The following is an 18,774-nucleotide window of genomic DNA, read 5'->3' on the forward strand; positions in this document are numbered from 1 at the left end:
AGGAAGTCGAATCGGTTGACGCACCTTACAGCTGGCCAACGATTAGTGATATAATGGTATAATATTACTATTATAGTTACATAGTGAGGTGGATTATCGTTGAAGGCTGCATTTTCCGAGTATGAAAAGCAGAAAATAAAAACTGGTGAGAAGATAAATGTCCTCAGCCTGTTATGTTCTTGGAAAACACCTGCGTTGACTTTCAATATATGGAATACTATACTTTTAGACGAAAAAGTATGGATTAAATTTACTGCGATTCAAGATTCTTATGAATGTTACTAATTGGTTTTACGGATCTTTAGAAGGAGAAATCTATGGAAACTAAAAAAGTGTTACCTGTTCTTTTTTTAGTAATGTTTTTAGTAATGGTTGGTTTTGGTATTATCATTCCTGTTTTACCATTTTTAGCAGAAAAAGTTGGCGGGAGTCCTACTGAACTTGGAATTTTAATGGCTGTATATTCGTTAATGCAATTATTTTTCGCCCCAATGTGGGGACGTATTTCTGACCGTATCGGAAGGAAGCCGGTGATGTTGATAGGAATTGCAGGGCTTGCTCTTTCCTTTTTTATTATGGCAATGGCAGATTCTTTATGGGTATTATTTGTGGCTAGAATTGTAGGCGGGATTCTTTCTTCAGCAAATATGCCAACGACTATGGCTTATGTAGCAGATATCACGACACCTGAAGAACGAGGAAAAGGAATGGGGATTATTGGAGCTGCTACAGGATTAGGCTTCGTTTTTGGTCCAGCAATTGGCGGTATTTTTTCTAAGGTAAGTTTGAATATGCCTTTTTATATCGCTGGAATCTTCTCGATTATTACATTCTTTTTAGTAATCGTATTAGTTAAAGAATCATTGTCGGTAGAAAAGAGGGTAAAACGATCCGATAAAAAAGCGTCCATGTGGAAAGCCTTTCAGGGACCTGTATCAATCATCTTTATTCTGCAATTAATTATCACGCTCTCAATGGCAGGTCTTGAAACGACTTTCGCTTACTTTGCTGCACAAAGAGCAGGTATTGGTACGGTTCAATTAGGATACATATTTATGATTATGGGATTCGGCAGTGCAATTGTTCAGGGTGGTTTAGTTGGACCAATGACCAAAAAATATGGGGAAGGTGCAGTTATACGAGTGGGAGTTATCGTGTCAGCAATAGGATTTATCCTAATATTGTTCTCGCATAGCTTCTGGACATCTGCGGCGTTTTTAACCATTTTTGGTTTAGGAAACGGAGTCATCCGTCCTGCAATTTCGTCTCTTTTGACGAAAAATTCAACATCTGGACATGGTAGTGCTACAGGATTGCTTTCCTCTTTTGATTCATTTGGCCGAATAGCGGGACCTCCTATAGGCGGAGCGTTATATTCCGTATCAATTGGTTTACCGTATATTTCTGGAGCCATCCTTTCAATATTTGCGTTAGTTCTCTATCAAATTTATCATGTTAAGAACCGTAAAATAAATATGGTGGTTTGAGTATTTTTAACCTGTAAACTTGGAAACAAGCTTACAGGTTTTTTGTTGTGACTTTTGTTGGAATAATATTGTTAAATAAAGTAGAAATTAATTAAGTACATGTTCTAAGTCACAAATATAATGGAGAAATTAAGAACAAAACCATGTGTATAAAGGCTCTAAAAGCAGAGATTAGACGGGTAGTACTTTTGACGGAATTTTCACATTCGTCTGATTTAATTCTATTATAAGAATTACCATTGCCGAAACTAAAATTAGAGTGATATAATGTCTCCTATGATTTAAAGTCCAATACAGGAAGTGACTAAATTGTCTAACAATTCAAAAGAAAGTAAATTTGTTCCTTACGTCTCAGCGTCAAAGTCTTTACCAGAGCTTACAGCTACTGCCATTATTTTAGGTATTATTCTTGCTATAGTATTTGGTGCCGCTAACGCATACTTAGGACTTCTTATTGGACTAACTGTTTCTGCATCTATTCCTGCAGCAGTTATTTCAATGGCGATCTTAAGAGGAGTTTTACGTCGTGATTCAATATTAGAAAATAATATTGTTCAAACAATGACTACTGCCGGTGAAGCTATTGGAGCCGGAGCTGTATTTACACTTCCTGCCTTATTCATGTGGGATCTAGATGTGAGTCAGCTATTTATTATTTTCGTAGCTCTTACAGGAGGATTTCTAGGTGTATTTATGATGGTACCCCTACGACAGCTACTAATTGTAAATGAGCACGAAACTTTACCATTCCCAGAAGGAACTGCTTGTGCAGAAGTTCTGAAATCAGGTGAAGAGGGCGGATCAAACGCCAAATTAATTGGTATAGGATTAGTCATCGGTGGTGCAATTAAAGTACTTGGTGATGGCTTTAAACTTTTCAAAACAGAAGTTGAAACAAGCATTGTAGGATTTAAAAATGCTGTAGTTGGACTTGATGTTTTTCCTGCCTTATTAGGTGTAGGGTATATTATCGGGCCGCGTGTTGCTGGGCAAATGCTTGGCGGCGGACTTCTAGCTTGGGTTGTACTTATTCCAGCCATCAGCTTCTTTGGTGGTAATGCTACTGTAGCTATCTTCCCATCTGAAGTTCCAATTGGTGAATTAGATGCATGGGGAATTTGGGATAATTATATTCGTTATATTGGTGCAGGTGCGGTTGCTACAGGGGGATTAATTACCTTAGTTAAAACTTTACCAATGCTATTTAAATCTGGTATGGATACAATTAAAGGCCTACAATCCAATAAAGGCCAGCTTAAACCACAGCCTATTCGTACGGAAAGAGATATGCCTGCGAAATATGTTTGGATCGGTATCTTGGCTATCATTTTAATTATTGCTTTTATACCTGTTACAGAAGTTGGTTTCATTGGTGCTCTTGCAATAGGAATCTTTGGTTTCTTATTTGTTACTGTTGCTTCTAGAATTGTAGGGATCGTCGGTAGTTCTTCATCGCCGGTTTCTGGAATGACTATTGCTACACTACTTATTGTTGCTCTTGTCTATTCGTCAGTTGGATATACAGGAATGAAAGGTATGATTGCTGCATTAACTGTCTCAGCAATTGTGTGTACGGCTCTTGCAGTTGCTGGAGACGTTTCTCAAGATTTAAAAACTGGTTACATTGTTGGCGGAACACCATGGAAACAGCAAGTTGCTATGATGATTGGTGTCGTTGCATCCGCATCTGTAATTGGTTTTATCCTTATTCTTATGAATAATGCTTATACTATTGGCTCTTCTGACTTGCCTGCACCTAAAGCAGCACTAATGAAGATACTTGCTGAAGGTGTTCTAGGCGGAGATTTACCTTGGACGTTGATCTTTATCGGCGCAGCCATTTCAATCACGCTTGAATTCTTTGGTTTAAATTCATTAACAGTTGCAGTGGGAATTTACTTGCCTGTTCATACTAGTGCGCCAATTATGATTGGTGGATTTGTTCGTTACTTCGTAGAATTCTTTGCAAAAACAAAAGAAGCTCTTAAAGAACGTGTAGACAGAGGTGTATTACTAGCTTCAGGTTTAATTGCAGGTGAATCTTTACTTGGTGTATTGATTGCTGTTTTAATTGCAGTTGGAGTGAAAGTTCCAGAGACTGCGGCAATGGCAAGCAATCTCATCCCGCTCTTATTATTCTTGGCACTAGCTGGATTCCTTTGGTACATGGCTAGTAAGAAGGTTAAGAAAAATGTTTAAAAAAAGACGCAAAGAGGAGAAGAACCTACTAATTATGGTTCCTCTTTTGGAGAAACGAGTCACGTTGAAAAAGGAGTCCGATGGAGCTTTTTTGATCATCCAGAGGACTAACATAGTAGAAAGATTTACGATTCGTTTCTTCAAACAGCCTGCCGTTCGTCGAATTAAACTTGATAAATTTGGATTATTTGTTGTTGAACAGCTTGATTCCCATAAGAATGTACAACAAATAGCTGATGAGATGAGTGAACATTTTGGTGAAGAAGCAGAGCCTGCCCTACCGCGGCTTGTGAAGTTTTTACAAGTACTTGAAGTATATGACTGGATTATCTGGGATACCGATGATTCAGTTTTAAAATAAGTTTCCCCCCATATTTCATAATATGGGGGTGTTTTTTTTGTGCTTGGGAAACATGTATTGGATGTAATTTAGTTTTCTAGAAACATATTGATTTTATAATTATCATTCACTATAATCATTATTGAAAGCGCTTTACTGGTTAATTTTGTAATATTTATATTTTTTTACTCTTTGTAGAAACCGGTTTCGTTAATTAGAAAGGAGGTAAATAAAACGCTTAACAGAAGGCGATCTCAATAAAATCTAATCTATTTTCGGGGGGAAATATCATGAAATTTAAAAAATGGCTATTAGTCGGTTTTTCAACTTTATTAGTATTTGGAGTTGCAGCATGTTCATCAGATAAGACTTCAAGTGACGGCGGCAGTAAGGACAAAGAAGTATCAATCGATTTCTGGGTGTTCGGTGCGACTGGTTATGAAGAACTCGCTAAGGAGTATGAGAAAGAAAATAAAAATGTAAAAATTAAAATTAAAAAGTCAGAAACGGATGCACATCATAGTAATTTGTTTACTGCACTATCTGCTGGAACCGGTGCACCAGATGTTGCTATGCTTGAAGTAGATCAGGTTGACCGTTTTCGGGATGCCCAAGACCGACTGCTTAATTTATATGATATGAAGGCTGATGAAATAAAAGATCAATACTTAGATTGGAAATGGAAAATCGCTGAAAATGATAACGGGAAATTCTTAATGGGGCTTCCGACAGATATAGGTCCTAAAGGTCTATACTATCGTACTGAGCTATTTGAAGCTGCAGGGCTGCCTACAGAGCCTGAAGAAGTATCGGCTCTTATTTCTTCACCAGAAAGTTTTAAAGAAGCTGCGTTAACCATCAAAGAAAAAACAGGAAAGCCTATGGTTGCCAGTATGGAAATGATGTACCGTGCAAAGCTAGATACATTGGAAGAAAGTTATTTTGATCCAGAAGGAAATCTATTAATTGAAGAAGCAGGAAATGGTGTAAAAGGTGCTTATGATCAAGCAATCGAGATGAATAAGTTAGGGTTAGTAGGCAACCTAGCAATGTGGTCGCCAGAATGGGCAACTGGGGTTCAAAAAGGCGATTTTGCTGTTGAATTAGGAGCTGCTTGGTTTAAGGGCTGGATGGAAGGAAATGCACCTGATGCTGCTGGTAAGTATAAAGTAGCCACATTGCCAACAGAATACAGTGGTAACTGGGGCGGCTCATATATTACCATTCCTAAAGAAACGAAACATCCTCAGGAAGCTTACGATTTTGTAAAATGGTTGGTTTCACCAGATAATCAATTAAAATCGTTTAAATCTAACGGGCTGTTCCCATCTTCGCCAGTAGTGTATGAGATGGATGACTTTAAAGCTTCTACGGATGAGTATTTCAGCGGTCAATCGACTCAAAATGTATTTGCTGAATCGGCACAAAAGATCGGCTACGTCTATAAAGGTAAAAATTATATCACGGTTAATGATGAAATCAATGCCGCATTGACTAACGTACAAAGTGGAAAAGATCCTGAGAAGGAATGGACAGCTGCTATCAAACGTATTAAAAAAGCACTAGATCGCTGATAGGGCAGATTGAATAAAATCTGGCGGTTACTATGCCGTCAGATTTGTATTTTTATAGTCTCTGAGGAGGAAGTGAAATGATTCCTTTAGAAGTTAAAAAGGATACGGTGTATAGGAAACGTTCATTATCTGAAAAAACGAAAGATATGATATCAGGCTATTTATATGTTTCGCCATTTTTTGTTATCTTTGCCATTATCGGACTGTATCCAGCGCTATTTAGTCTTTTCCTGGCGTTTCAAAAATGGAATGGGATGGGCGAAATGGAGTTTGTGGGGCTTGCTAACTTCAAAGTTATTTTAACAGACCCTTTATTCTGGAAGTCTGTCTATAATACGATTGTGCTTGGAATTATGGGAACTGCACCTCAGTTGGTAGTAGGATTAGTACTTGCTTTCTTTTTAAATTTAACGTACCTAAGATTCAAGAACTTTTTTCGTATTACGATCTTTATGCCGTATATCACTTCCATGGTTGCGGTTGCTTTAGTATTCAGTGTTTTTTTCAGTAACAATGATACAGCCTTAGTCAATTACTTAATTGGCTTAATCGGGATGGATCCAGTCAATTGGAAAACATCAGAGTGGGGAGCTAAAATTGCGATATCAACGATGGTGTTTTGGAGATGGCTTGGGTATAATACGATTATTTTCTTTGCTGGCATGCAAAGTATCTCCAATGATTTGTATGAAGCGGCTAAGATTGATGGAGCAAATAAACTACAACAGTTAAGGTATATAACGATTCCAATGTTAAAGCCGTTTATCTTATTGACTGTCTTTTTTTCGACGGTGGGTGCGATGCAGCTATTTACGGAGCCGGCTGTATTCCTTGGTAACGCGGCGTTTTCACGGGATGAGGCACTAACAGTGGTGATGTACTTATACCGTGATGCATTTAGAATTTCATCTTTTGGTACGGCGTCGGCGTCGGCCATTATACTGTTAATCTTTATCGTAGGAGTTTCAGCATTAAATATGATGATTACTCAAGGATACGGTAGAAAAAGGGGGAGAAAAGGATGAGTCGAGAGGTCGGAACTAAAAAGTGGGGAATCGGACGTCTGGCCATCTATTTATTCTTAACTGTTATCTCCTTCTTTTCAATATTCCCTTTTTATTGGATGTTTGTCATGGCTACAAGCCCAAGTTCGGCTTATAATTCGATTCCGCCTACGATTATTCCAGGAGATCAGTTAGTAGCAAACTTTAAAAAGGTCTTAGAAATGATTCCGTTTTTTCAATCGATGGTTAATACGTTGATTGTCTGTCTAACCGTGACAATTGTTGTGCTGTTTATTAGCTCGTTGGCAGGATTTGCATTTGCGAAATTCAAGTTTCCGGGTAAGAACATTTTGTTTTTTTCCATTTTATTTACGATCGTAATCCCTCCTCAGCTGGGGCTCATCCCTCAATATTTATTAGTGGCCAAGGCCGGATTACTTGATCACTTATTTGCAGCCATGATTTTGTTCTTTTTAAACCCATTAGGAATCTTTTTGATGAGGCAATATGTAAATCAATCTGTACCTGATGAATTAATTGAAGCCGCGAAGCTCGATGGGTGCTCTAACTTTAGGATTTATCGAAGTGTGGTCTTGCCAATTATTCTTCCGGCTTTTGCAACACTTGGAATTATTGTTTTTACGTCAGTATGGGGAGAGTTCTTATGGCAGTTTACGGTCCTTCGTGATCCGGAATCCTATACAATTCAGGTGGCACTTGCCTCATTAAATAATACGAATAAAGTTGATTTTGGTATGCTCCTGTCAGGGGTGTTCTGGGCGACTGTTCCGCTACTAATCGTCTTTTTAATATTTAACAAATTGTTTATCTCGAGTATTGCTGAAGGTTCAGTTAAGTAGGATGCAGATAAATCAGAAGAAGCCTATAGATAAGCAGCTAGATTTGAGGGAATCGAGATGACGTTAACAATCCGTGATATTGCAGAAATGGCGGGGGTTTCAAAAGCAACAGTATCAAAGGTGATTAATCATTATGAGGGAGTCAACGAGCAAACGAAGCGTAAGGTAATGCGTATAATTGAAAAGACTGGCTATCAACCTACGTTTTCAGCCAAATCGCTGGCAACGAATAAATCTGGTCTAATTGGCTTGATTTATGCTGGGGAGACCAATGTAAAGTTTAATCATCCTTTTTTTAGTGAAGTTATTTCCACTTTCCAAAAAAACATCGTTGGACTGGGTTATGATATTATTATCTTTTCAAATGAACCATCTATTCGGAAAGATGTAGATTATCTAGCACGATGCAGACATTTTCGTCTAGATGGTTGTCTTATTGTTGCTGGTGAAGAGATCGAGCAGGCGGTTATGGAACTAGATCAAAGTGAAATTCCTTGTGTGGGAATAGATATCAAACTCTCTGGAAAGAACTCCGCTTTTGTGATGACAGATAATTTAATGGTCTCGCAATTAGCAGTTGAGCATGTATATGAAGTGGCAAGCGGAGAAATCGCTTTTATAGCAGGAAAGAAAACGTCGGAAATATCGAATCTTCGTTTAGAAGGTTTTCTTAGTGCGATGAAGCAATATAAACAACCCATTCGACCAGAATGGATTGCACATGGAGACTTTTTTGAAAACAGCGGCTATGAAAGTATGAAGCACATTCTTCAAAATCGGGAGGTTCCTAAAGCAGTCATTGCGGCGTCAGATATGATGGCACTTGGTGCAATGAGAGCGATTAAAGAAACTGGCAGAAGAATTCCAAAGGATATTAAAGTAGTTGGCTGTGATGATGTTGAGGCATGCCGGTATAGTGAGCCTACATTAAGTACAGTCAAACAAGATAAACAAGAGTTAGGAAGGATAGCAGCTAAAAAATTAAATGATCTAATTACCAAAGAAGAGTGTAGTGAGCCATCAATTGTTAAACCGGAACTTGTGATTCGACATTCATCTATGAACAGTATGTGATTATGAAATAGGAGGGTATATATGTCCACTATTCAATTTCCAAAACAGTTTAAATGGGGAAGTGCTACGGCAGCGTATCAAATTGAAGGTGCAGCAAATGAAGATGGCAGAGGACTGTCAATATGGGATACTTTCTCTAAAACACCAGGGAAGGTATATAACGAAGAAAACGGTGATCGTGCCTGTGATAGTTATCATCGATATGAAGAAGATATTCAACTTCTCGATGAATTAGGAGCAGATATATATCGTTTTTCCGTATCGTGGCCGCGGATTTTTCCAAATGGAACGGGAGAGGTGAATCAAAAAGGAGTCGAGTATTATCATAGATTAGTTGATTCACTGATCGAAAAAGGAATTGAACCTATGTGTACGCTCTACCATTGGGATTTGCCTCAAGCCCTTCAGGACAAGGGAGGCTGGGAAAACCGTGAGACTATTTCGGCATTCACTGCTTATGCTGAATTTATGTTCAATGAATTTAATGGGAAAATTAAGAAATGGATAACCTTGAATGAGCCATGGTGTGCTTCTTTTTTATCGAATTACATAGGTGTTCATGCACCAGGTAATCAGGATCTTCAGCTTGCGACAGATATAGCTCATCATTTAATGGTTGCTCATGGGAAAGCTGTCCAAAGCTTTCGAAAATCCGGGACAGAGGGAGAAATAGGTTACGCTCCAAATGTTACTTGGTATGAGCCTTACAGCAGCAAACAAGAAGACATAGAGGCGTGCAATCGGGCAAATGGCTGGAATTTAGAGTGGTTTTTTGACCCTGTTTTCAATGGGGCTTATCCAATATTTCTGCTAGAATGGTTTGCAGAAAAAGGTGCAGTACCGCATGTTAATACTGGAGATATGGAAGCTATTTCTGAAAAAATTGATTTCCTGGGGATTAATTATTACACGGGAAATGTCGCTAGGTATAAAGAAAACGAGGGATTATTTAACTGCGAGAATATTGATATGGGATACGATCAAACGGACATAGGCTGGTTTATCTATCCAGATGGATTTTATCATGTACTAGTCAAAATTAAAGAATTATATGGTGACGTTCCCATTTATATTACTGAAAATGGTTCTTGTTATAATGAAGAACCAGTAAATGGGCAGGTTCAGGATAAGAAAAGAATAGACTATTTAAAGCTTCACTTAACAGCGCTACATAGATCCATTGAATCAGGTGTGAATATTAAAGGATACTTGACATGGTCCCTGCTTGATAATTTTGAATGGGCATATGGCTACAGTATGAGATTCGGGATCGTTCACGTCGATTATGAAACATTAGAGAGAACCAAAAAGGACAGTTATTACTGGCTTAAAGATACCATTGAAAAAGGGCGGTTTGAAGTATAAGTGAGATTACATATAAACGGTGAAAAGTAATTTGAATAAATTTACTTTTCATCGTAAATGTATGTTATAATTAGACAAACCCTTTTACTGTGTTTTACTTTACTTGGACCAATCACTTTGCTCATTCGTGAGCAAAGTTTTTTTATTGTTTATTTTTATGCACACAAAAAGACAGACCCTGCAAGCAGGATCTGTCTATATAATCAGCTAAGATTATGCTTTTTGAACGTTAGTAGCTTGGGGTCCACGTTGACCTTGTTCTACTTCAAAAGTAACTTCTTGGCCTTCATCTAAAGACTTGAAGCCTTCACTTTGGATAGCTGAGAAATGTACGAATACATCGTCTCCGTTTTCGCGTTCGATGAAGCCGAATCCTTTTTCTGCGTTAAACCATTTTACTTTACCTTGTTCCATTTTTGTTGCCTCCTAGTGCTTTCACACATTGTATTACTATCCTTGCTCTCAGTGAACAACGAGACGAAAAGTTAAACTTTTTGTTTTCATTTCTACCGGACAAAAATAATTCTTCTTAAGAATAACATGGATTGTTCTAAAAAGCAAATCAATCAATTATTAATAAGATAGATAGGTATACAGGCTTAAGTTATTTCTGTCGAAAATAGAGGATTTATATGGCTTAACATGGAAGTCAATTAGAAAGATTATCATTCTTCGTAGAGCAGGCAGCAATCTAGGAGGTGAATGGAAAAGGTACGGTTAATTGATATCATTCGTTCTTTTATATTTACGAGTAGAAAGAGATGACTAAATATTAGGGGGAAATGACCATGATGAAATTTCTACAAAAAATCGGCCGTTCTTTAATGTTGCCGGTTGCTGTTCTGCCGGTTGCTGCGATTTTGATGGGTATTGGTTATTGGATTGATCCGAATGGCTGGGGGTCAGGGAATGCATTGGCGGCTTTCCTTATTAAAGCAGGATCTTCTATTTTAGACCATATCCCTATCCTTTTTGCCGTCGGTGTCGCACTTGGTATGTCTAAGACAAAAGATGGCTCTGCAGCCTTAAGCGGACTTGTTGCCTTTTTAGTTGCAACAACACTTTTGGCACCGGATTCGGTAGCTATGTTAAAGGGAATTGAAGTAGAAAATGTAAATGCCGCGTTTGGGAAAATTGACAATGCGTTTGTAGGAATTATTTCAGGGTTGGTTGCAGCCTTCATGTTTAATCGCTTTAGTCACGTGAAATTGCCAGATGCACTCGCCTTTTTTAGCGGAAAACGACTTGTCCCAATCATGACCGCATTATCGATGCTTGTTGTCGCCTTATTGTTATTCTTCATATGGCCGGTAGTTTATACAGGACTTGTTAATTTTGGAGAATTAATTAGTAAATTGGGTGTACTAGGAGCGGGTCTGTACGGATTCTTTAACAGGCTGTTAATTCCAACAGGTTTGCATCATGCGTTGAATGCTGTGTTCTGGTTTGATTTAATTGGGATTAATGATATCGGGAACTTCTGGAAGGGAGAAGGCACAAAAGGTGTTACAGGTATGTATCAAGCAGGTTTCTTCCCTATAATGATGTTTGGCCTTCCGGCTGCCGGATTAGCTATGTATCATACAGCAAAAACAGCAAAGAAAAAGCAAACTGCTTCCTTAATGCTTGCAGCAGGCTTTGCTTCATTCTTTACAGGTGTAACGGAGCCGCTTGAATTTGCCTTCATGTTCCTAGCTCCACTGCTCTATTTAGTTCATGCAATTTTGACAGGCTTGTCCTTAATGATTGCAGCTTTCTTCCATTGGACAGCAGGCTTTGCTTTTAGTGCTGGTTTTATTGATTATTTCTTAAGCTTTAATCTGCCACTTGCCAATCAGCCGTATATGCTCCTTGTTCAAGGTTTAGTGTTCGCAGTAATCTATTATTTCTTATTCCGCTTCTTAATCGTGAAGTTCAATTTAATGACACCAGGAAGATCAGATGATATGGATGAAGAAGAGGTTGTTCTAACTAACAATGCTGTTTCTTCAAGTAATAAATATGCTGATATGGCAGCTGAAATCTATGTAGGCTTAGGGGGTCGCGATAATATTACTGCCATAGATAATTGTGTTACTCGTTTGAGAATTGAAGTGAAGGACATGGATGTAGTTGACCAAAGAAAAATCAAAGCAACTGGTGTACCAGGTATTAATATTGTCGGTCCTCAAAGTATACAAGTAATCGTTGGTACGCAAGTTCAATTTGTAGCAGATGAGATGGAAAAGCTTCATAAATAGAGAAAGAATCAAAAAAAGTCGTTCCTTATACAGGGACGACTTTTTCTTTGTTATAAATCATTCATGTCTATTTTGATATTACTAGATTACAACTTAAACTCTTGACTTAAACTTCTATTATCCATATTATATTTACATAACACATAGACTTACTTGGTTTTAAAGAAGGAGAGAAAACTAAATGATACAAATGATCCTTACTGGTTTACTTTGTGGAGCTTTACTTGGTTTCGTTATGCAACGAGGCCGTTTCTGTCTCACAGGTGGATTCCGGGATATGTATATAGCGAAAGATAATCGCATGTTTTATGCATTGTTAATTGCGATAGCAGTTCAAAGTATTGGTGTTTATACCTTAATCCAAATGGATGTTATTCAATTTTCTACAGGTGCCTTTCCTTGGGTTGCAGTAATTATTGGTTCTTTTGTATTCGGTATTGGCATCATCCTTGCCGGCGGCTGTGCCACTGGGACATGGTACCGTGCTGGTGAAGGTCTGCTGGGCAGCTGGATGGCGCTTGCTGGGTATATGCTGATGAGTACGATTATGAAATCAGGACCATTAACACCTGTAAACGAATCGATTTCATCAGTTGTTCTTCCAAAGAATTCAATTGCTGATACAACAGGAATTTCTGTCTGGGTCTTCATCGCTATTTTTACAGCTATTGTTGTCTGGATTATTAGTAGAGAATTAAGAAAGCCGAAGATTGTAATCCCTTCAATGAAGCCGAAGCGGACCGGGATAGCGCATTTGTTATTCGAAAAACGCTGGCATCCATTCTTCACGGCTATGTTGGTGGGATTAATTGCGATCCTAGCTTGGCCGCTTAGTGAAGCTACAGGCAGAATGTCAGGATTAGGGATTACTACGCCTTCTGCCAATATACTTCAATACTTAGTAACGGGTGATGTATCTATTATTAACTGGGGAGTGTTCCTTGTTCTAGGGATTTTCCTTGGTTCATTCATTGCAGCAAAAGGAAGCCGAGAGTTCCGCTTTAGAATGCCTGATGCTAAAACTGGAATTACGAGCTTTATCGGCGGAATCCTAATGGGCTTCGGCGCTAGCCTAGCAGGCGGTTGTTCAATTGGTAATGGTTTAGTTATGACAGCGATGATGACTTGGCAGGGATGGGTATCCCTAGTCTTCATGATTTTAGGAACATGGACTGCATCGTATTTTGTCTTTATACGACCAAATGTGAAAAGGAAAACGGCAGCTGCACAATCAGCTGTTACTACAGCTTAGGAGGAAGAAAATATGCAAAAAACACTAGAAGTAATGGGAATGGTTTGTCCGTTTCCTTTAGTAGAAGCAAAAAATGAAATGGAATTTCTTAGTTCAGGTGATGAATTAGTCATTAATTTTGACTGTACGCAAGCGACAGAAACTCTGCCGCGCTGGGCTGCGGAAGCAGGACATACAGTAACTAATTATGAACAACTAGATGAAGCGTCTTGGACGATCACTGTAACAAAAAAAATAATTTTAACACGTTGGCTCCAGTCTTCTTACTGGAGCCATTTTTTTAATTGTAAAATGGTGGTATATGTACCATAGGGGGTATTATAAGCCTGAAAATAGGCTTCAGACAGGAATAAGAGACCTCCAGACGGGAATAAGCCCATCGCAGACGGGAATAGCTAGTTGTGATCGAAAAAAATCAACAAAATACCCTTCCTGGGTCCACGCCAAAAAGAAAAGAGTGTCATTTTAAACAAACAATCTAAGAATTGTATACCCGTTGGGGGATTTTCGTCTCGTGGAGGACATCAGACGGGAATAAGCCGTTCAAGAGTCGACTTTTTGTCCGGATGCCCCCTGGTAAAACTAAATTACTGATAATATTAAAAAGGGGACAAATAACGATGAAATCCATATATAGTGAAATCTTTCAATTCAGGGGTACACATTATGACTTTGGATATAGGCAGGGGAAAAGGCTGAAGAATTCATTTTCAGTGAAAAATCGTGAAAATCAATGGAAGGTGCGGTTACCAAGATTTACGATAAAACCAGACGAAGTTAAACAAGCACTTATCGCTTTTGCACCTGGAGTTTGGGAGGAACTGCTCGGTTTGCAGGAGGCTCTTGAGTGGCCTATTGATAGAGTTTTACAGGAATTTGGCGGGTATCGACTGAACTATGTTCATTCTGGCTGTTCGATTTTAACGGGATCTGATTATTTAATTCGTAATTATGATTATCATCCGAAAACGTATGAAGGCCGTTATACTTTATTTCAACCAAGCGATGGGGGATATGCCATGATTGGTCCAAGCCAGAGGGTAACGGGACGAATGGATGGGATGAACGAAAAGGGACTTGCGATGGGCTACAATTTTATGAATCGAAAAAATCCTGGAGATGGCTTTATTTGCTGTATGATTGGCAGATTGATTTTAGAATCGTGTGCAAGTGCTCATGAAGCGGTCGCCATGCTAAAGGAAATCCCGCATCGACACTCTTTCAGCTATGTAGTTCACGATCAAATTGGAACAAGTCATGTAATCGAAACATCACCACGTGGGGTGGAGGTCCGTCAATCACAAGCATGTACGAATCATTTTGAAATCATGGAACATGAAAACCGCCGGCACCTTATTGATTCAAAACGAAGACTTGAAATTTTACAGCAAGAAACTATTACTGAAGCCCATGTGGCCTTTCGGCTATTAAATGATACGGACAAAGGGATTTTTTCTGATTTATACAGCAGTTGGGCAGGAACGATACATACTTCGGGCTATCTTCCTAAGGAAAGGAAGGCCTGGTTTGCCTTAGGTGGTGATCAGCACCCCGTGGAATTTGATTTTGCACATTGGCTTAAAGGCAACGATTTAAAAAGGGAAAAAGTGACCGGTGAAGTCGATACAGACCAGCCATTTTTACATATGGAAAAAGCAGATTGGTTTCAATGAGAAGAGCGCGCTGGGAGTAACTAGATATTTAAGAAGGGAATATAAGCTAAACAGAGAATACCTATATAGATATAATGCCGCCCTTCGCGGGTAAAGGTTGTGATAGAAATGAAAAACGAGGATGAATACTACAGACAGGTCGAGCTGCTTGCTGGTCAACTTGATTTGACTAAACCAAGAATTGTCTTGTCATATGGAGTGAACATTCAGGCGAAAATGCTGCCGTTTACACGTCAGATGCTTGAACAAATTCAGTCTAAGAAGGTCAATCAAACGGGTGAAGTCATTAAGGGTTTGATGCGGCTGATTAGTGAGCTGGGACAAGATGAGGGGATGAAAAATCAATCTTTTCTCAGAAGAGTGTTTAAAAAGAATGATTCTCTGACCCGACAGTTGGTTTCTTATCAAAAAGCGAGTGCAGCTGTTGAACAAGCCCGAGTAAAGTTGGATCGGAATAAAAACTTTCTATTGGCAGATACACTACTATTAAACCGACTTTTTACTCAGAATAATGAGTTGTACCATGAACTGAATGTTTATTTGACAGCAGGAGAGCTTAAACGGCAGGAGTTAATTCGTCCTCTGCCCGAACAAGAACATATCGAGGACGAATTTGTAAAACGTCAAGAAGCAGAACAGCGGCATCATATAGTTGAAGTTCTTGATAAGCGTTTATATGACCTTAGAGTCAGCATTGAAATTACAAAACAGAATTCAGTTTTAATTAAGCTGATTCAAGGTACAAATGAACGGCTTATCGAGAAAATCCAATCCTCCATCTTAACATCCATACCGCTATGGCGGAATCAAGTAGCCCTAACCATGGCTAATCTTCAAAATCAGGAAATTATCAGCGCTGCTGAAAAAATAATATAGAACAGCAAAATAAAAAGGTACTAGAAACGCAGAAACAGTTGCTTAAAGGGATGCGAGAAGTGATAGATATTCAACAAGATAGTCATACAAAACGCACTCAAGCTGAAAAAGAGCTATCATCGTTCATGCTAGAAGAAAATGAGATGTGACGTATGTATAAAGTGATGATTGTTGAAGATAATGTTACGAACGATTATAGGCGTGTTTTAAAGAAGTGGAACTTTGAATTAATGATTGGTGAAGCATTCGATCAGGTAGACAAGTTAGTGGATAGTAACTTACCGAGTTTCGATAGTTTTTATTGGTGTGAAAGAATAAGAAAGTTTTCCGATGTCCTAATCATCTTTATATCATCTCGTGATGGATGTCCGAGGGATGATTTAATTCAAGAGCCCTTTTCCCTTGAATTTTGAGTTGCAAAGATTCTGGCTGTTTTGCGGCGCAGCAACCGATCCATTAAAAACGATCAGTTCTTTTCCATAATCGTTAAAATACCTTTACCGCCTATATCAATCGTTGATAATAGATATAACAATGTAGACTTCCCCGATCCCGATGGCCCCATTATTCCATTAAAATTACCTCCAATTAATTATTTTTGTCCCATATATCTTTCTAACCCCTTCTGTAAACAATCCCCGGTTTCCATACTCCTTTAACGGCTGCACGAGACAACTTTGATTTTCTTTTAACAATAAGTAATTATGGTTAAATCTATCATAAGTTTTCCTTGCATTTTCTGAGTGAATCTTACATTTTTGTCATAATCAGATGGTTCAAAGAATAGTAGTTTTAAAGGATCCTTGTGTGTGGATAGTCTGGCCGTTTTAAGAAGAAAAGATTTGTCAAATTTTTAGTGAACTCCAATAGAGATTCACGTGTAATTACTGTATAGTAAATAGTAGTAAAAGGAATTAAAGGAGTGAAGAAAATGTATCTCACAATTCAAGAAACTGCAGACTATTTATCACTCCCAAAAGAGTATATTGAAAGTCTTATTATGCAAAAGAAAATACGTACTGTTCATGATGGAGAACAGTTGTTGATTTATAAAGATCAATTTAAAACACATTTAGAACAGCTTGAAAAGTATAAGATTTTGGCTGAAGAATGGGCGAATGAGCCAATTCCAGAGGATCTGGATATTAAGGACGAGGATTAACAAAGTAAAGGGTGAGTATTTTAGAATGATAAAAAAGGTTGGTTTGGTTGTTGATGTAGAAACCACAGGTCTAAGTCCAAAAACTGATGAAATGGTTGAAATTGCGGTAAAATTATTTACCTTTGACCAAGATGGCCAAGTGTTGGATATCATAGATGAGGATGCTTATCTAAGAGAGCCGCTCTCTGCTTCAGCACGAAGAAACTATGAACAGGCATACCGTGTTCATGGAATACCATTTGAAGAAGTAGAAGGGAAAAGTTTTTATGATGTTAAGCTAAAAACTTACTTTCATCGGGCGGATGTCATATTTGCTCATAACGCATCTTTTGACCGCAGTTTTATTTATCAGATGTATCCTGAGGTGAATGATCTATCATGGCACTGTACAATGAGAGGCGTGCCATGGAAGGAATATGGTTTCAGCAATAGTAAACTATTAACCTTATTACAAGCTCACTATATTACGGACTATCAGTCGCATCGAGCAATGGATGATATCACCAACTTGCTAGAGTTAATGAAACAGCATGCGCCTAATGGAAAAACATATTTACAGCAGGTTTTGACAAAGGGACCAATGAGGAAGTATCAACCAGTCTTAAAAGAAAAAAATAAGTCGTTCATTTAAGGAATGTGAAAGTGCAAGGAAATTAATTTCTAGTTCGTTTCTTACAAAGTGTGTAAGATAGATCATATAGGAAATAATGATGATGTAAGATTTGGGATAGGAGATAAAGAAGGGATATGACTGAAATCTGGAATTACTTACATAGTAAAGGTTTTTCAAGACTAATTACGCTGCTGATTTTAATTGTATTTTTATATAGTATTGGCAATATGATTCATTTGCTTTTGTTTACCTTTATTTTTACCTTCCTAATGGGAAGGCTCCAAAAATTTATTTACCTTCAGTTAAATAAATATATTAAAGTCAATCAAAAGGTAGTAATTAGTATCATATATATAATCCTTGTTTCAGCTCTTGGGATTGTTTTATATAAATACTTGCCGGTTATTACACTTCAACTTACCGAGTTAGTTACCCAAATAGCTCATTTCTATATGAATCCCCCAGATATACCGGTAATTCACTTTATTATTGATACGCTTAATAAACTGAATTCTCCGTTAGATATACCAAAACAGTTTGGGAATATATATAATTACTTAACTGACATCGGTAAACTGGGACTACAAATATTCTTATCTCTTTTGCTTAGTTTATTCTTCTTACTGGAGAAGGATAAGATTGCTCGTTTTACTGCTAAATTTAAATATGGGAAATTTAGTGATTTCTTTATTAACATCGAGCATTTTGGCAGTAAATTCATTAACTCATTCGGTAAGGTTATTGAAGTTCAATTTTTAATTGCTTTGACAAATGCGATACTATCCATAATTTTCTTAGCGTTAATGGGATTCCCACAATTAATTGGACTAGGAATTATGATTTTTTTCCTAGGTTTAATACCGGTTGCTGGTGTGATTATTTCATTAATACCGTTGTCAATGATAGCCTTCAGCATTGGCGGAATTACGAAGGTCCTTGCTGTTTTTATCATGATTGTAGTCATTCATGCCCTTGAAAGTTATATCTTGAATCCTAAGTTCATGTCAGCTAAAACAAATTTACCAACATTCTTTACTTTATGTTCTGTTGTTCTC

General features: G+C 38.0%; 18 protein-coding genes and 2 pseudogenes. 18 read left to right on the forward strand and 2 right to left on the reverse strand.

What is annotated here, in order from left to right:
• The first annotated feature begins 99 nt into the window (after nucleotides 1–99).
• The 9 genes from WYK_RS20580 to WYK_RS20620 all read left to right on the forward strand — a co-directional run bounded on the left by WYK_RS20580 (nucleotide 100) and on the right by WYK_RS20620 (nucleotide 9,903).
• The gene (locus WYK_RS20580; RefSeq protein WP_040376312.1) at nucleotides 100–285 is read left to right on the forward strand and encodes a hypothetical protein; all 186 of its coding nucleotides are present in this window, start codon (nucleotides 100–102) and stop codon (nucleotides 283–285) included.
• 32 nt (nucleotides 286–317) lie between these two features.
• Nucleotides 318–1,487: a tetracycline resistance MFS efflux pump gene (locus WYK_RS20585; protein ID WP_040376313.1), complete on the forward strand. Its 1,170-nt coding sequence runs from the start codon at nucleotides 318–320 to the stop codon at nucleotides 1,485–1,487.
• A 309-nt stretch (nucleotides 1,488–1,796) separates the two neighbouring features.
• Nucleotides 1,797–3,686, forward strand: a complete 1,890-nt coding sequence (locus WYK_RS20590) for an OPT family oligopeptide transporter (RefSeq protein ID WP_040376314.1) — start codon at nucleotides 1,797–1,799, stop codon at nucleotides 3,684–3,686.
• On the forward strand, nucleotides 3,679–4,047 hold the full coding sequence (locus tag WYK_RS20595) for a PqqD family protein (protein ID WP_040376315.1): 369 nt from the start codon (nucleotides 3,679–3,681) through the stop codon (nucleotides 4,045–4,047). The genes WYK_RS20590 and WYK_RS20595 overlap by 8 nt, the downstream gene beginning before the upstream one ends.
• Nucleotides 4,048–4,316: 269 nt before the next feature.
• Nucleotides 4,317–5,600, forward strand: a complete 1,284-nt coding sequence (locus WYK_RS20600) for an ABC transporter substrate-binding protein (RefSeq protein WP_040376316.1) — start codon at nucleotides 4,317–4,319, stop codon at nucleotides 5,598–5,600.
• A 77-nt stretch (nucleotides 5,601–5,677) separates the two neighbouring features.
• Nucleotides 5,678–6,625, forward strand: a complete 948-nt coding sequence (locus WYK_RS20605) for a carbohydrate ABC transporter permease (RefSeq protein ID WP_040376317.1) — start codon at nucleotides 5,678–5,680, stop codon at nucleotides 6,623–6,625.
• Nucleotides 6,622–7,464, forward strand: coding sequence for a carbohydrate ABC transporter permease (locus tag WYK_RS20610; protein WP_040376318.1), 843 nt, complete (start codon nucleotides 6,622–6,624; stop codon nucleotides 7,462–7,464). Before WYK_RS20605 ends, WYK_RS20610 begins: the two co-directional genes overlap by 4 nt.
• A gap of 57 nt (nucleotides 7,465–7,521) precedes the next feature.
• Complete coding sequence (locus tag WYK_RS20615) at nucleotides 7,522–8,538, forward strand: LacI family DNA-binding transcriptional regulator (RefSeq protein WP_040376319.1); 1,017 nt, start codon at nucleotides 7,522–7,524, stop codon at nucleotides 8,536–8,538.
• Nucleotides 8,539–8,559: 21 nt separating this feature from the next.
• On the forward strand, nucleotides 8,560–9,903 hold the full coding sequence (locus tag WYK_RS20620) for a GH1 family beta-glucosidase (protein WP_040376320.1): 1,344 nt from the start codon (nucleotides 8,560–8,562) through the stop codon (nucleotides 9,901–9,903).
• A 213-nt stretch (nucleotides 9,904–10,116) separates the two neighbouring features.
• On the opposite strand, the gene WYK_RS20625 is transcribed toward WYK_RS20620, so the two are convergent.
• Nucleotides 10,117–10,317, reverse strand: a complete 201-nt coding sequence (locus WYK_RS20625) for a cold-shock protein (RefSeq protein ID WP_029714163.1) — start codon at nucleotides 10,315–10,317, stop codon at nucleotides 10,117–10,119.
• A gap of 374 nt (nucleotides 10,318–10,691) precedes the next feature.
• Here WYK_RS20625 and nagE point away from each other — a divergent pair, with 374 nt between their 5' ends.
• From nagE to WYK_RS20655, 6 genes and pseudogenes are all read left to right on the forward strand, one after another.
• Nucleotides 10,692–12,143 carry an N-acetylglucosamine-specific PTS transporter subunit IIBC gene (gene nagE, locus WYK_RS20630; protein WP_040376321.1) on the forward strand — a complete coding sequence of 484 codons (1,452 nt, stop codon included), beginning with the start codon at nucleotides 10,692–10,694 and terminating at the stop codon, nucleotides 12,141–12,143.
• Nucleotides 12,144–12,324: 181 nt separating this feature from the next.
• A complete protein-coding gene (locus WYK_RS20635) occupies nucleotides 12,325–13,395 on the forward strand; it encodes a YeeE/YedE family protein (protein WP_174391534.1) in 1,071 nt (356 codons plus the stop codon).
• A 12-nt stretch (nucleotides 13,396–13,407) separates the two neighbouring features.
• Nucleotides 13,408–13,629: pseudogene (locus WYK_RS20640) on the forward strand (sulfurtransferase TusA family protein); the annotation flags it as partial.
• Nucleotides 13,630–14,015: 386 nt separating this feature from the next.
• Entirely contained in the window at nucleotides 14,016–15,068 is a 1,053-nt protein-coding gene (locus WYK_RS20645; protein ID WP_040376322.1) for a C45 family autoproteolytic acyltransferase/hydolase, read from the forward strand.
• Between the two features lie 108 nt (nucleotides 15,069–15,176).
• Entirely contained in the window at nucleotides 15,177–15,944 is a 768-nt protein-coding gene (locus tag WYK_RS20650) for a toxic anion resistance protein (RefSeq protein ID WP_051387802.1), read from the forward strand.
• A 152-nt stretch (nucleotides 15,945–16,096) separates the two neighbouring features.
• The gene (locus tag WYK_RS20655) at nucleotides 16,097–16,357 is read left to right on the forward strand and encodes a response regulator (RefSeq protein WP_051387804.1); all 261 of its coding nucleotides are present in this window, start codon (nucleotides 16,097–16,099) and stop codon (nucleotides 16,355–16,357) included.
• A gap of 56 nt (nucleotides 16,358–16,413) precedes the next feature.
• Here WYK_RS20655 and WYK_RS25875 read toward each other — a convergent pair.
• A pseudogene (locus WYK_RS25875) lies at nucleotides 16,414–16,527 on the reverse strand (ATP-binding cassette domain-containing protein); the annotation flags it as partial.
• A gap of 348 nt (nucleotides 16,528–16,875) precedes the next feature.
• On the opposite strand from WYK_RS25875, the gene WYK_RS20660 reads away from it, so the two are divergent.
• From WYK_RS20660 to WYK_RS20670, 3 genes are all read left to right on the forward strand, one after another.
• Nucleotides 16,876–17,106: an excisionase family DNA-binding protein gene (locus WYK_RS20660; protein ID WP_040376323.1), complete on the forward strand. Its 231-nt coding sequence runs from the start codon at nucleotides 16,876–16,878 to the stop codon at nucleotides 17,104–17,106.
• A 25-nt stretch (nucleotides 17,107–17,131) separates the two neighbouring features.
• Entirely contained in the window at nucleotides 17,132–17,737 is a 606-nt protein-coding gene (locus WYK_RS20665; protein ID WP_040376324.1) for an exonuclease domain-containing protein, read from the forward strand.
• 116 nt (nucleotides 17,738–17,853) lie between these two features.
• The coding region (locus WYK_RS20670; RefSeq protein ID WP_040376325.1) for an AI-2E family transporter at nucleotides 17,854–18,774 on the forward strand (921 nt) is incomplete at its 3' end.

The organism is Peribacillus psychrosaccharolyticus ATCC 23296 (genome assembly GCF_000305495.1).
Classification (GTDB): Bacteria; Bacillota; Bacilli; order Bacillales; family DSM-1321; genus Peribacillus; species Peribacillus psychrosaccharolyticus.

Excerpts from the sequence above, each read along its gene's own strand:
- WYK_RS20585 (WP_040376313.1), top strand. The coding sequence starts at position 318 with ATGGAAACTAAAAAAGTGTTACCTGTTCTTTTTTTAGTAATGTTTTTA.
- WYK_RS20595 (WP_040376315.1), top strand. The coding sequence starts at position 3,679 with ATGTTTAAAAAAAGACGCAAAGAGGAGAAGAACCTACTAATTATGGTT.
- WYK_RS20600 (WP_040376316.1), top strand. The coding sequence starts at position 4,317 with ATGAAATTTAAAAAATGGCTATTAGTCGGTTTTTCAACTTTATTAGTA.
- WYK_RS20605 (WP_040376317.1), top strand. The coding sequence starts at position 5,678 with ATGATTCCTTTAGAAGTTAAAAAGGATACGGTGTATAGGAAACGTTCA.
- WYK_RS20610 (WP_040376318.1), top strand. The coding sequence starts at position 6,622 with ATGAGTCGAGAGGTCGGAACTAAAAAGTGGGGAATCGGACGTCTGGCC.
- WYK_RS20615 (WP_040376319.1), top strand. The coding sequence starts at position 7,522 with ATGACGTTAACAATCCGTGATATTGCAGAAATGGCGGGGGTTTCAAAA.
- WYK_RS20620 (WP_040376320.1), top strand. The coding sequence starts at position 8,560 with ATGTCCACTATTCAATTTCCAAAACAGTTTAAATGGGGAAGTGCTACG.
- WYK_RS20625 (WP_029714163.1), bottom strand. The coding sequence starts at position 10,317 with ATGGAACAAGGTAAAGTAAAATGGTTTAACGCAGAAAAAGGATTCGGC.
- nagE (WP_040376321.1), top strand. The coding sequence starts at position 10,692 with ATGATGAAATTTCTACAAAAAATCGGCCGTTCTTTAATGTTGCCGGTT.
- WYK_RS20635 (WP_174391534.1), top strand. The coding sequence starts at position 12,325 with ATGATACAAATGATCCTTACTGGTTTACTTTGTGGAGCTTTACTTGGT.
- WYK_RS20645 (WP_040376322.1), top strand. The coding sequence starts at position 14,016 with ATGAAATCCATATATAGTGAAATCTTTCAATTCAGGGGTACACATTAT.
- WYK_RS20650 (WP_051387802.1), top strand. The coding sequence starts at position 15,177 with ATGAAAAACGAGGATGAATACTACAGACAGGTCGAGCTGCTTGCTGGT.
- WYK_RS20655 (WP_051387804.1), top strand. The coding sequence starts at position 16,097 with ATGTATAAAGTGATGATTGTTGAAGATAATGTTACGAACGATTATAGG.
- WYK_RS20660 (WP_040376323.1), top strand. The coding sequence starts at position 16,876 with ATGTATCTCACAATTCAAGAAACTGCAGACTATTTATCACTCCCAAAA.
- WYK_RS20665 (WP_040376324.1), top strand. The coding sequence starts at position 17,132 with ATGATAAAAAAGGTTGGTTTGGTTGTTGATGTAGAAACCACAGGTCTA.